General features: G+C 37.5%; 4 protein-coding genes. All 4 read left to right on the forward strand.

The window, feature by feature from the left end; translation table 11 throughout:
* Window positions 1-5 precede the first annotated feature (5 nt).
* The 4 genes from GQN54_RS04755 to GQN54_RS04770 all read left to right on the forward strand — a co-directional run bounded on the left by GQN54_RS04755 (window position 6) and on the right by GQN54_RS04770 (window position 14,840).
* Window positions 6-2,786 (forward strand): DNA gyrase/topoisomerase IV subunit A, encoded by a 2,781-nt coding sequence (locus GQN54_RS04755; RefSeq protein WP_160632372.1) that lies wholly within the window; start codon window positions 6-8, stop codon window positions 2,784-2,786.
* Window positions 2,786-3,403: a rhomboid family intramembrane serine protease gene (locus tag GQN54_RS04760; protein WP_160632373.1), complete on the forward strand. Its 618-nt coding sequence runs from the start codon at window positions 2,786-2,788 to the stop codon at window positions 3,401-3,403. Before GQN54_RS04755 ends, GQN54_RS04760 begins: the two co-directional genes overlap by 1 nt.
* A gap of 1 nt (window position 3,404) precedes the next feature.
* On the forward strand, window positions 3,405-4,229 hold the full coding sequence (locus GQN54_RS04765) for an aminotransferase class IV (RefSeq protein WP_160632374.1): 825 nt from the start codon (window positions 3,405-3,407) through the stop codon (window positions 4,227-4,229).
* A gap of 219 nt (window positions 4,230-4,448) precedes the next feature.
* Window positions 4,449-14,840, forward strand: a complete 10,392-nt coding sequence (locus GQN54_RS04770; protein ID WP_160632375.1) for a beta strand repeat-containing protein — start codon at window positions 4,449-4,451, stop codon at window positions 14,838-14,840.
* Window positions 14,841-14,885 lie beyond the last annotated feature (45 nt).

Here is a 14,885-nt window from a genome sequence, read left to right on the forward strand (position 1 = left end):
GAAGAATGGCCGAAGACATAGACGATCCAATAGAGGAGAATAACGAAAACGAGGAAGAACAATTGGAGGCAACAGATAGCTCCGACTTAGGAAACGTAATCAACGTTTCTGGGATGTATAATGAATGGTTTCTCGACTATGCTTCCTATGTTATTCTAGAAAGGGCTGTACCTCATATCAATGACGGGTTAAAACCAGTTCAGAGGAGAATTTTACATTCTTTAAAGGAATTAGATGATGGACGTTACCACAAAGTGGCGAATGTTATCGGAAATACCATGAAATTTCACCCCCATGGTGATGCATCAATTGGTGATGCAATGGTGCAAATCGGGCAAAAAGATTTGTTGTTGGATTGTCAAGGGAACTGGGGGAATATTTTAACTGGAGACCGAGCAGCTGCTCCTAGATATATTGAGGTTAGATTATCCAAATTCGCATTGGATGTAGTTTTTAATGCTAAAACAACAGAATGGGCTGCATCCTACGACAGTAGAGGCAAGGAGCCGGTCACCCTTCCTGTTAAATTTCCTTTGTTATTGGCTCAAGGAGTTGAGGGAATTGCGGTAGGATTGGCTTGTAAAATGTTGCCGCATAATTTTAATGAATTGATAGATTCTTCTATCGCCATTCTCAAAAACAAACCTTTTACTTTATTGCCTGATTTTCAAACTGGAGGTGCAGCAGACTTCAGTAATTACAACGATGGAATTAGAGGCGGAAAAGTTAGAGTGAGAGCAAAAATTAGCCAAACTGAGAAAAAGAGTTTGGTGATTAGTGAAATACCTTTCGGTACCAATACCTCTAGCTTAATTGATTCTATCATTAAGGCAAATGACAAGGGAAAAATAAAAATCAAAAATATTGAAGATAATACTTCAGAAAATGTAGAGATTAACATCTATCTTCCTTCAGGTGTGTCGCCAGACAAAACCATTGATGCTCTTTATGCTTTTACCGATTGTGAGGTATCTATATCGCCGAATAGCGGTGTGATAGAAAATAATAAACCAAAGTTCTTGGGAGTAACTGAGATTCTGAAAATTTCTACTAACCAGACGAAGAATTTACTTCAGATGGAGTTGGAAATTAGAAAGGGTGAATTACAAGAACAATGGCATTTCTCTTCTTTAGAAAAGATTTTTATTGAAAATAGAATCTACCGAGACATTGAAGAGCAAGAAACAATGGAGGGTATTATTAAAGCTGTTTACGACGGATTAGCTCCATTTACAAAACACCTGCTAAGAGCTGTGACAGATGATGATGTAAACCGTTTGTTAGAAATCCGAATTAAAAGGATTTCAAAATTTGACAGTTTTAAAGCCGATGAACTGATTAAAAGAATTGAGGATGAAATAGAGGAGATTAATCATCATCTAGATAATTTAGTAGATTATACCATCGCCTATTTCAAGAGAATTAAGGAAAAATACGGAAAAGGGAGAGAGCGAAAAACGGAAATAAAATCATTTGAAACGATTGATGCTACAAAAGTAGCAGTAGCCAATACCAAACTGTATGTTCAGCGGGCGGAAGGGTTTGTAGGTCATGGATTAAAGAAAAGTGATGCAGAGTTTGTAGCGGATTGCTCTGATATCGATGATATTATTGTTTTTCGCGAGGATGGTAAGATGATGGTGACAAAGATTAGTTCTAAAACATTTGTAGGTAAGAATATTCTACACGTTGCTGTTTGGAAAAAGGGAGATAAAAGAACCATCTATAACCTAGTATATCAAGATGGAAGTACAGGTCCAGCAATGATGAAGCGTTTTGCTGTTACGTCAATTACCCGAGATAAAGAATACGATTTGACAGCGGGTTCGCCTAAATCAAAAATTTTATATTTTTCTGCAAATCCGAATGGTGAAGCAGAAGTGGTTAACGTACAATTGCGACCAAGACCGAAATTGAAGAAGTTGAAATTTGATTTAGATTTCTCAGAACTAGCGATAAAAGGTCGATCAGCGAAAGGAAATACAGTTACAAAAAATATAGTCAGCAAAATCAAATTGAAAGAAGAAGGAGTTTCTACCTTAGGAGCCCGTAAAATTTGGTTTGATGATACCGTGCAGCGATTAAATACCGAAGGTAGAGGAGAATTGCTTGGCGCATTTAAGGCAGAAGATAAGATTTTAACTGTTATGCAGTCAGGTACGCTTCGTTTAGTTGGTTTTAATGTCTCGAATCACTTTGAAGACGATCTTATTCTGATTGAAAAATGGAATCCTGAAAAGCCTCTAGCAGCCGTTTATTATGATGGAGAAAAGAAAGATTATTTTGTAAAACGTTTCTTAGTAGAAGATACCGACAAAAAACAAACCTTTATAACAGAGCATTCTGATAGTCGATTGGAAATAGTTTCATCTGAAACACTTCCTGTCGTTTCAGTTTCTTTTAGAAAGGAAAAAGGGAAGGACGAGCGAGCGACTGAAATTATCAACTTAAATGAATTTATTGCTGTAAAAGGCTTTAAAGCTTTAGGAAATAAATTAACACCGCATTCAGTAAAGGCGATAGATATTGTTCCTGTGGAGGAAGCAAAAGCTATATTAGGTATAGAAGATGAACCTGAAGAGGAAGTAGTTGAAGAAGAAGTAGAAGGTGGTGAATCAAATGCGGCCAATCCTGAGGAAGGTTCTAAAGAATCAACGGAAGAAACGATGTCTACAAATAAACTCACTGAACAAACTGAATCTCAAAAAGAGAAAAGTAGGCCACCTAAAAAGGGGAAAATTATTGACCCCAATGAGGATACTGATAACCAAATAAGTTTGTTTTGATGAGTATTACGTTAATCATCATATTAGCCACGGGAATAGTTTCTGCCATTGCTTTCAAGAATCGAGAGTTGTTCCAGAAGCTAGAGTTTACCCCATACGTGGTGTTCCATCAAAAGGAGTACTTCCGATTTTTTACTCATGCTCTTTTGCATGCAGATTGGATGCATTTGCTGATTAATATGTTGGTGTTATGGTTTTTTGGAGAAACTACAGAATACTATTTTCAAGCTTATTTAGGGGCAAAGGGAATATTTTATTTCATTCTACTTTATGTTGGTTCTGTCATATTTGCCTCTTTACCTACATTTAATAAACACAAAGAGAATTATACTTATCGAAGTGTTGGTGCTTCCGGAGCTGTGAGTGCTATAGTAATGAGTAGTGTTATTTTTAACCCATTAAACTCTATTTGTTTATATGGATTGATTTGTTTTCCAGGGATTATTTGGGCTATAATTTATTTAGTGTATTCCTTTCAAATGGCTAAAAAATCGTCTGACAATATCAACCACGATGCCCACTTTTGGGGTGCAGTATTTGGAATAGTTTTTACCATCGTCGCTATTCCATCAACGTTGATGAATTTTATCAATCAGCTTTTATCTGTTTTTAGTTGAGATGTACATACTCTTAAATAACAAAGTGTTTGCCGATAATCAGACTAAATATTTAAATAATCGTGGATTTAAGTATGGTGATGGAGGGTTTGAGACTATAAGGGTAATAAATGGAGAGCCGATGCATACCGACCTGCATTACAAAAGACTCATTAATACGATGTCTATTTTAGATCTCCATCCCTCCAATGAATTTTCACCAGTTGTCTTTGAAGAAAGTCTAAAGAAGTGTATTGCTGTAAACGCTATAAAGGGAGGAGCTCGTATTCGTTATACCTACTTTAGGGCGGGAGGTGGAAAGTATGCACCTGAATCCAACGAGGTTGAAACTTATATAGAGATTGAACCTATTGAGAGTAACCTATACGAATTGAATAAAAGGGGCCTTACTTGCGAAGTTTGTCCAACAGTGAGGTTAAATCATCATCAATTTTCTGAATACAAGACTTTAAATGCTTTACCTTATGTAATGGCTTCTAAATATATGAAGCAAAAAGAATTAGATAATGTTTTATTGTTGAATGATAAAGACTGTATAGTGGAATTTGCCAATTCCAATATTTTTTTAGTGAAAGGAAATTCCATCTTTACTCCCCCAGTTACCGAAGGATGCATTAACGGAGTGATGCGCAGAGTCATTATCGATTTTTTTAAAAAACACCACTTTAAATTACATGAAGATCCTATTCATGTAAACGCTCTGCAACAAGCTGAAGAAGTATTTGCAAGCAATTCAATAAAAGGAATACAATGGGTAGGTGCTATTGGTGGAAAACGATTTCTTCATTCTAAAATTAAGGAGCTGTTTAGTCGTATCTATAATTGACATTGAAAAGTTTATTTCAGAATGTTTGTTTAGATACATTTTAAGTTAATATTTCTTAATATTCTCAATGCTAAAAATTGCTATTTTTGCTACTTATTGTAGTAAAAATTAAACTTATCGTGCCAATATTACAACTTATCGAAAAGGATAGTAAAAGTTGGTGCAATAGCTATTAATTTGCTCACTATTGACTATTTGACCACAACTAACTATATGTTTATGAAAATCAATTTATTGGCTAGCTTTCGATTTAGCATTCTTTTTCATTTATTAGTGATTTTATTTACTTTAAATGTTAATGCTGAAGGAACCAAGTCTGTTTGGAAAAACTTCACAGGACTAGGTACTGGAAATGAGAGTGGTGGATTGTTAGTAAATTTTATCACCGATCCCGTAAACGGAGCCTATCCAGCTTATACGTTTAATTCCACCTCAGACGAAAGATTGTATATTCATATCAATGATTTTACAACTGAATCCATCAAGTTTGGATTTAATGTTCGTCGTTTATGGTTTTCTGATTGTAACAATGTGCCTACTGTCAATGGCGACTATACGAACTCAAATACTGGCGGAAGAAGGGTACATTGGAGATTAAAAGACCCAGATGGTAATGTGGTAGCAACATCGGGAGCTTCAGGTATTCCATATTGGAATGGAGGAACTACAACAAGTACAACAGCAGGTTTTATTGGTTCCTATAATGAGGCAGTTAATGGTCCTGATGGATATAACGGTGTTGGAACGAGTGGATATACTCCTTTGACACATAACCCTACAAAGAATGGGGATTATTACTTTGAATTTAACTACAATAGTAATACCACTATGTTTAACAATAGTGGTTGTACTTGGGCTACAATTGCTTTCAATTATTTTGATATTTCAGTTGCAAAAGGCACGGCTACAATAAATGGTAGATTGTGGTCTCGTCAATGGTCGTTAGCCACAGTAAATAGAGCACCCAATGCAGGTACACTTTCAGAAAATTCCTCAAAATTCCATGTTTATACTTCAGATAGTATTATTACGAAGATTGAATTAGATAAAGTGGTGCCTGGCTATTTCAACGTCATTGCTAATGAGAATGGGGTAGGAACTACAGGAAACTTTGCTAATGATTCCAAATCGACAACAAGTCCAGCAACGAAGTTGAATCGAAAGAATAGAATTTTCTTAAATACACCTGATACTACAATTTATCCAGCAAGGGCACTTACAAAATCTGTATCTCCAGCTTTTATCCAACGTTGTAGTCGTGATGATCAATGTATTGTAGTAGAGTTAAATAGGGCTAGTAGTGCGAATTTATATTTGGAGATAAACGGCGTTCCTGGATACCAGTCAAGTTCTTCAGATCGACTAATCTCGGCTACAACCTTATTTAAAGGTGCCAATTGTATTGCCTGGGATGGACGAGATGGAAATGGGAATTATGTGCCCGATGGAGATACGATATACATTCAGGTACTTTTTGAGTCCAATGTTACTCAGGTTCCATTGCAAGATATAGAGTCCAATCCGAACGGGTTGAAAATATCTTTAGAGTTGCCTATCAGCGGTTCAACTGCTGTTTATTGGGATGATTCCAACGTTGGAGGAACAACGAATTTAACTGGTTGTGTTGGCTCTTCAAGTGTAGGATGTCACTCATGGACTGGAGATTTTAGCAGTGGAATAGGAAACGGAAACGTAATTAACTCCTATTGGTATTCGACACTCGATACCTTAATAGCGATTCCAATTAAAGATTCCACTTTTGCGATTAATATTGTAAATTCAAGTTCAGATGTTTCTTGTGTACCTACATCAAATGTTGATCCAGGGCCGATTTCACTAGTTAATTTTGCAGGTGATCGTACTAAAAGTTTTAGATGGTCATCGACAGGTACCGGTACGTTTACTCCCCATGATTCTACTTTATATGCAGATTATATACCCTCTGCTCAAGATATAGAGTTTGGTGGAATTATTACTTTTTACATTAGTCCAAGAACCGGTTGTCCTGAAGCAACGGATTCTATTAAAATAGATTTCGGAAATAGGCCTGGGGGAGTGACAACTGGGTTATTAAGGTGGTATAAAGCCAATGATGGTCCAAGAAACGCTAGTGCCACAGCTGCATCCAATGGTCAAGTAGTGAAGACTTGGAGAAATAAAGCTTCTTTAGGTAATGATGCTACTTCTGTTTCAGTTGGCCCAATCTTTACCACGAATGTGTTTAATAATAACCCCGGACTGGTATTTTCTGACAATGATAATCAACGAATGACTTTCCCCGTCAATTTTGGTTCTTTACAAGCAGGAAATGGGACCTATGATGGAGCGAATTCTACAGGTATAAATAATGGTACAAACGCTAATGGAGCACCTGATTCACAATTTGCTCAAATTTATGACGAAACAGATCGACTAGTTATTGATTTGGGTACAACCTTATCGGCAGGGTCTACTTATACCATAGTTTGGAGAAGAAAGAATGCTTATACGAACACAGCGGTTGCTGATATGGTTGTAGAGGAATCGGCTTCTTCAGGATCTGGATATTCTACCAACCCATTGGTTCCACAAACTTCAGATCGTGTAAACTATACTTCAACTAATTTAGTAACTCAAGTTCCTACAAGATATTTAAGAATTAGGCCGCAAACTGGCTCTAATGATGATATAGATTTTGATGCAGTTACGTTTTCAATCGATACTCGAAAAAATGAAACGGTCTTCTTAGTCGCTAAGAAAACGAATAATACCGCCAATACTTATTTGAGTGAAGGGTCAACCAATAACTTCAGAACATTTTATGGGGAAACAGCTAATAATCCAAGATTCAGATTTCAAGGAACAGGAACCACAGTTAGCGCATCTCCTTTAGTTTCCAATAATGAGGCATTCGTTTCTGCTTATCAAGTGAACTGGGCCGGAAATGAACAAGTACTTTATAATGGAACTGTTGCCTACAATACCGACTTTGGAGCAATTAATCCGGCTACTTCTTTTATTCTAGGAAATAACTCAAATAATTCTGGAGAGTTAGCAGGAGCACTAGGTGAGGTTATTGTATACAACCAGGCACTTACAGCTCTTGAAATTCAAAAAATTGAGAGTTACCTTGCCGTCAAATATGGTATAACATTAAATAGAAATTATATAGATAGTGATGGAAATGTAATCTTTACAGCAGATGGTTCTGGTGCTGAGGTCTATGATAATGACATTGCAGGGATAGGGTTCGAAGAATGTGCTATCGAATTGAATCAGCAAAAAAGTATGAGCCAAAGCACTGATGCTGTGGTTCAAATGTCTAATTCTAGCAGTTTAAATGAGCAAGATTATTTAATTTGGGGAAATGACAATGGTTCTTTAGTATCCAAGAATACAGCAGATGTTAACCCTATTTATTTTACAGAACGTGTAACTAGGGTATGGAAGGCTCAATCTACCGGGAATACAGGTACCGTTAAGGTTGCATTTTATTTAGGGAATATAACAGCTTCTCCTACAGATATTAAAAAGTATGGTTTGATCATGGGAAATACACCAACCATGGCAAATGGAACATTGTCTGCCTATAACAAGTATATTTCAAATGATACCCTTTATTTTGAAGGGGTTACTTTTTCAGGAACGAAGTACTTTACAATCGCAACTGATATCGTAGATAAGGATAATGATGGTATTGCGGATGAGAATGATTTAGATTCAGATAACGACGGAATTTTAAATGCGGATGAATTAAGTGGCTGTACCGGTGCTTTAACTTATGAGTTTTACTCCACGCAGGTGGCAGGTTCTACAGTGAATAACATACCGACCTCCGGTGCTGCAAGTATTGGTACTATAGGTAACTTAAATGTGAATGCATTGGCTACTTCCATCAAAGGGACTGCAGATCAATACAGTATTCGATATAAAGGGTTTATTACTATTGCAACTTCAGGTGATTACACATTCTACACTTCATCCGATGATGGTTCCAAGTTGTTTATTGGTGGAGCTACAGTAGTTGATAACGATGGAGCTCACGCTGATACAGAAAGATCAGGAAACATTTACCTCAATAAGGGGACATATCCATTGACACTTCTTTTCTTTGAAGATTTTGGAGGAGATGTTTTAACGCTAAGTTATGCAGGGCCTTCTATTTCAAAGCGAGCAGTTCCGTTTAGTATTTTAAGTTCTGTTTGTGATACAGATGGTGATGGAGTGCCGAATTACCTGGATTTAGATTCTGACAACGATGGAGTTTTAGATATTTATGAATCAGGAATACCTGTAGCAACTATCAATACCCTTGATGCAAATCATGACGGAATAATAGATCCATCATTTAATTTCGGCTCGAATGGATTTGTAAATAATCTAGAAACGGTTGCTGACAATGGTATTAAAACCTATACAATTGCGGATAGAGACGGTGATGGCATTAGAGACCAATTTGATTTAGATTCAGATAATGATGGTATTACAGATTTAGCAGAAAATGGGAATGGTACAGATGCCAATAATGATGGTATAGTAGATGGAAGTTCAGATGCAGATGGTGACGGAATTTTAAGCTCTGCTGATTCTAATAGTGGAGTTGCAGGCTCACCCAATACTACTCCAAGAGATACTGATGGAGATGGTGTTTTCAATTATTTGGATTTAGATTCAGATAATGATGGTGTAACGGATTTAGCAGAAAACGGAAAAGGAACGGACACTAATAATGATGGAATAGTAGACGGAACAACTGATGCGGACAAAGACGGTATCATCGACTCCGCAGATAACAATACCTCGGTGAGAGGATCATTAAATAGCATTCCGCGAGATACAGATGGTGATGGAAAACCAAACTATTTGGACTTAGATTCAGATAATGATGGAATTATGGATTTAGCTGAAAATGGAAATGGAACCGATACTAATAATGATGGAATAGTTGATGGAACTACTGATGCAGATGGGGATGGTATTATTGATTCAGCAGATAGTAATACCTCAGTTTTAGGTTCTCCAAACAGACCTGCCAGAGATACAGATGGAGATGGGAAGCCCAACTTTATAGATTTAGATTCGGACAATGATGGGATTACCGATTTAGCTGAAAATCCATCGGGCACAGGGATTGACTCTGATAATAATGGAGTGCTAGACGGTTCTGCCGATGCTGATGGAGATGGAATATTAGATTCGGCAGATAGCAATGATGCTTTAAGAGGTTCGCCAAACACTATTCCTACTAATAGCGATGCAGATGCTGTACCTAACTTCTTAGATTTAGATTCTGACAACGATGGTATTTTTGATGTTCAAGAAAATGGAAAAGGGACTGATTCTGATAACAATGGAGTGGTAGATGGAAGTTCAGATACAGACGGTGACGGAATTTTAAACAGTGCAGATAATAATAATTCAGTTTTTGGTTCACCAAACTCAGCACCAAGAAATTCTGATGCAGATGGTGTTCCTAATTATTTGGATCTTGATTCAGATAACGACGGAATAACTGATTTTGCTGAAAATCCTAATTCAACTGGAACTGATTCTAATAACGATGGAATCATTGATGGATCATCTGACGCTGATGGTGATGGAATTTTAGATTCTGCTGATTCTAATGATGGTTTATTCGGTTCGCCAAACTCTCCAGTATCTAACGTAGATGGGGATGCTTTGCCAAACTTCATAGACTTAGATTCAGATAACGATGGAATAACCGACTTAAAGGAAAATCCTGCTGGAACAGGAACTGACGCCAATAATGATGGTATAGTAGATGGAACGGCAGATACTGATGGTGATGGAATCTTAAATTCAGCGGATAGCAATGATGGGGTTAAAGGTTCACCGAATACAGTACCTACTAATACCGATGGAAATGGATATGCTAACTTCCTAGATTTAGATTCTGATAATGATGGAATAACTGATTTAGCTGAAAATAGAGGAACAGGAACAGATGCTAACAATGATGGTGTTGTTGATGGTACAACTGATGCTGATGGCGATGGAATAATTGATTCTGCAGACAGTAATACCGGAGTGAAAGGTTCGCCAAATAATACACCTAGAGATTCTGATGGGGATGGAAAACCTAACTACATCGATTTAGATTCAGATAATGATGGTATTACTGATTTAGCTGAAAGTGGAAGAGGGACCGATTCAAATACCGATGGTGTGGTTGATGGTGCTACTGATATTGATAAAGATGGAATAATTGATAGTGCAGATTTGAATACTGCTGTTTTTGGTTCGCCTAACAGTATTCCGACGAATTCAGATGCAGATACACTTCCAAATTTCTTGGATTTAGATTCAGATAATGATGGGATTACTGATTTAAAGGAAAATCCAACAGGAACCGGAACAGATTCCAATAACGATGGTATTGTGGATGGTTCTGCTGATACCGATGGAGATGGTATACTAAATAGCGCAGATAAAAATAACAGTGCAATAGGGTCTCCTGGTTCTGCTCCTACGAATACCGATGGAGATGGAAAAGCCAATTTTATTGATTTAGATTCTGATAACGATGGAATCACTGATTTGAAAGAAAATCTTGGTGGCACAGGAACAGATTCTAACAATGACGGAGTAGTTGATGGAACTGCTGATGCAGATGCTGACGGTATTTTAGATAGTGCGGACAGTAATGATGGAGTTGCAGGCTCGCCGAATGCCATTCCAACGGATACCGATGGCGATGGAACTCCAAACTACATCGACTTGGATTCTGATAATGATGGGATTACGGATTTAGCTGAGAATAGAGGTACAGGAACAGATTCTAATAATGATGGAGTCGTAGATGGTTCTTCAGATACGGATGGTGATGGAATTTTAAATTCAGCAGATAGCAATAACGGTGCAATCGGATCACCAAATAATGCTCCAAGAGATACAGATGGAGATGGAAAAGCCAATTTTATTGATTTAGATTCTGATAATGATGGAATTACTGATTTGAAGGAAAATCCTACAGGCTCAGGAACAGATTCCAATAATGATGGAATTGTTGATGGTTCTGCGGATGCTGATAAGGACGGTATTTTGGATTCTGCCGATAGTAACGATGCTACTTTTGGCTCACCAAACTCAGCTCCAACTAATTCAGATTTAGATGCAGTTCCAAACTTTATTGATTTAGATTCTGATAATGATGGAATTACTGATTTGTTTGAAAATCAAGTGAACAGAGCGAATGACGCCGACAGTAACGGAGTAATAGATGGCGCTGCGGATGCAGATGGAGACGGTATTCTTGATGCACCAGATAGCAATGATGGCTTGAGAGGTTCACCTAATACCGTTCCTTTAGATACAGATGAAGATGGGAAACCAAACTTTATGGATATTGATTCTGATAATGATGGAATCACAGACTTGAAAGAGAATCCAATAGGAACAGGAGTAGATGCTAACAATAACGGAGTAGTTGATGGTACGGCCGATGCGGATGGTGATGGAGTATTAGATTCAGCAGATAGTAATGATGCCACTTTCGGAACTCCGAATACTACACCTCAAGATTTTGATAGTGATGGATTAGCAAACTTCATTGATATTGATGCTGACAATGATGGTATTATTGATAATATCGAAGCACAAGCCTCAACAGGAAGTCCAATTAGAGCATTAGGAACAGATACTGATGGCGATGGATTAGATAATGCATTTGAAAGCACCAATGGTTTAGTACCTGTAAATACAGATGGTACCGATAATCCTGATTATTTAGATTTAGACGCTGACAATGATTTAATTTCAGACCTAATAGAAGGATGGGATACTGATGGAGATTTAACAGCAAATACTTCACCTTCAGGTGTAGATTCGGATAATGATGGATTGGATAACAATTTTGATCGAGTGAATGGTCGAAACAACACCACCAACCCATCAAACCTTTCTCAGAATTCAAACTTCTTCCCGAATGTTACAACTTCGGGAACTGCTGAAAGAGATTGGAGGGAAGAAAAAGACTCAGATGGTGATGGTATCGCAGATGGAGTAGATATTGATAAAGATAACGATGGAATATTAGACATTAATGAATGTGGTTCAACTAATTCTTATTCTATCGTTGGAGGAAATGGAGGAAGCACTACCAGCTTTAATCAAGCTGGTGTAACTCTGGCATATTTTGAGTTAGTATCGGTTGATAATTCTATGTCGATCACCATTAATGGTTCTGGATTAAATCCTAAAAACTTATTACAGTTTGATGCAGCAACATTTAGTGCTGCCACTGAAGTATTGATGGTTTTTGCATCTGATAATGCTTCAATGACAACTGCTTGGGTAAGTAATAGTAATGGTTTGCCTCGAATCCGAATTTTTATTGATGCGAACGGAAAAGTTTCTGTTTTTGGTACAAGAACAACGACTTCAAATGCACTTGAATTAATGAAGCCTGCAGATGGTTCAGTATTTAATCAAGTTAATTTCGTAGGAGGTTTTAATACATTCACGATCGTAAATATTGACGGTTCTGGTCCGGATAATATTAACGGTACGGCATACCTTATTAGTGGCTGTGACAATGATGGAGATGGAATACCAAATTATTTAGATTTGGATTCAGACAACGACGGTATTTCGGATATTATAGAAGCAGGTGGTGTTGACAACAACAATGATGGAGTCGTAGACAATGCGACTGATACAGACGGAAATGGCTGGGCCAATACGTTTGATCCAAATAATGGAGGTACACCTTTAGCTGATTTGGATTTAGATGGTGACGGAATTAAGAATCGCTTAGATTTAGATGCCGATAACGATGGTATTGCAGATGTAGTAGAAGCGGGAGGAGAAGACGCCAATAATGATGGAAAAATTGATGATTCAAACGATACCAACGAAAATGGATGGTTAGATGCTGTGGATCCAACCATTGGAGGAACAGCATTGCCATTAACTAATTCAGATAGTGATGAATATCCTGACTATATCGATAGAGATAGTGATAATGATGGTTTATCCGACACCTTTGAAGCGGGAGGCCCTGACGCTACTAATGATGGAGTTGTTGATGGATTTACTGATGCAAATTCAAATGGTTGGGATGATGCCGAGGAGACGGTAAGGTTTGATATGCCAAATAAGGATGGAGATTCTCAACCGAACTATTTGGATAGGGACAGTGATGGAGACGGGATTCCTGATGCAATTGAAGCAGGTGGAATTGATAACAATGGTGATGGAGAGTTAGATGCACAATCAGATTCGGATAGAGATGGATTGTTTAATATCAATGATGGAATAGTGCCTACCATGCCTAATAAAGATCGTGACGCTTATCCTGATTATTTAGATTTAGATTCAGATAATGATGGAATAGCCGACGTTGTAGAGGCCGGTGGTGAAGATTCGAATAACGATGGAAAGCAAGACGGAGTTGATGCAGATTTTGACGGTTTGAGTGATTTTGTGGATACTGAAAATGGAGGTAGTCGATTACCTTTAACAGATTCAGATGGAGATGGATTACCAAACTATTTGGATATTGACTCAGACAACGATGGATTAATCGATAACGTTGAAGGACAATCAACAGCAGGTTTTAGAGCACCAACTGGGTCGGATACGGATGGTGATGGTTGGGATAATCGTTATGATTCCAACAATGGAGGAACCGCGATTACTTTAAATAACCAAGAAAATTCAGGTGCTCCTGATTATTTGGATTTCGATACAGATGGTGATGGACAGCCCGACTGGATTGAAGGATTCGATGATGATGAAGAAGGAGATGCTTTGAAAGATTTAAAAATCAGATCAACTGCATTTGTCAGTGCAGGAGGAAATGCAAACTATTATAATAATAGTTTAGATGGTGATGGAGATCAAATACCGAACTGGTTAGAGGATTCTGACTTAGATGGTCAGCCTAATTTCTTAGATCCGGACAGCCCTTTTTATCATGATTCAGATAACGATGGTTTGATAGATTTATATGACACCGATAATTTTGGTGCAGCTTCTATCTATCCGAATATGGATGCAGATTCAGAACCAGATTGGCGAGATACGGATAATGCAACCACTTTACCCATTACTCTGATTAGTTTTGAAGCAGAAAAGAAGCTCAACAGTGTTTTATTGACGTGGGTAACTTTAGCTGAAATCAACAATGATTTCTTTACAATAGAGAAAACCAAGGATGGAGTAAATTTTGAATTGGTTGGAAATGTAAAAGGAGCTGGTAACTCCATCGAAAAATTGAGTTATGAATTGATCGATGCAAGTCCTTATGATGGAGTTTCTTATTATCGATTAAAGCAAACAGATTTTAATGGGGAATATACATACTCTGAATTAAGAGCAGTAGAGTTTGGAGGTGCTGACTTGGTGAGCAACTCTAAATTATACCCGAACCCAACCAATGGTGATGAGTTGTACTTTAATTTAGTTTCGGACAAGAGTGGAAAGTTAAATTTAGAGATTAGAACCATTGAAGGTGAGTTAGTAAAATCTCGTTTGGTTCTTTTGGATGGATTAGATACTATTTATGAGTTTGAATTATTAAAGGGAACTCAACTAGCCGTAGGAACGTATATGTTAACTTATCGATTAGACGACAAAGTAATCGGAACCAAACGATTCATAGTAAAATAGAGATTAAAGGGATGAATTGAAAGGGGGAATTGGGACACAATTCCC

This window comes from Acidiluteibacter ferrifornacis (assembly GCF_009909615.1).
Taxonomy (GTDB): Bacteria; Bacteroidota; Bacteroidia; order Flavobacteriales_E; family Vicingaceae; genus Acidiluteibacter; species Acidiluteibacter ferrifornacis.

What these genes read in the sequence shown, in the direction of transcription:
- GQN54_RS04755 (WP_160632372.1), top strand. Translation starts at nt 6, where the DNA reads ATGGCCGAAGACATAGACGATCCAATAGAGGAGAATAACGAAAACGAG.
- GQN54_RS04760 (WP_160632373.1), top strand. Translation starts at nt 2,786, where the DNA reads ATGAGTATTACGTTAATCATCATATTAGCCACGGGAATAGTTTCTGCC.
- GQN54_RS04765 (WP_160632374.1), top strand. Translation starts at nt 3,405, where the DNA reads ATGTACATACTCTTAAATAACAAAGTGTTTGCCGATAATCAGACTAAA.
- GQN54_RS04770 (WP_160632375.1), top strand. Translation starts at nt 4,449, where the DNA reads ATGAAAATCAATTTATTGGCTAGCTTTCGATTTAGCATTCTTTTTCAT.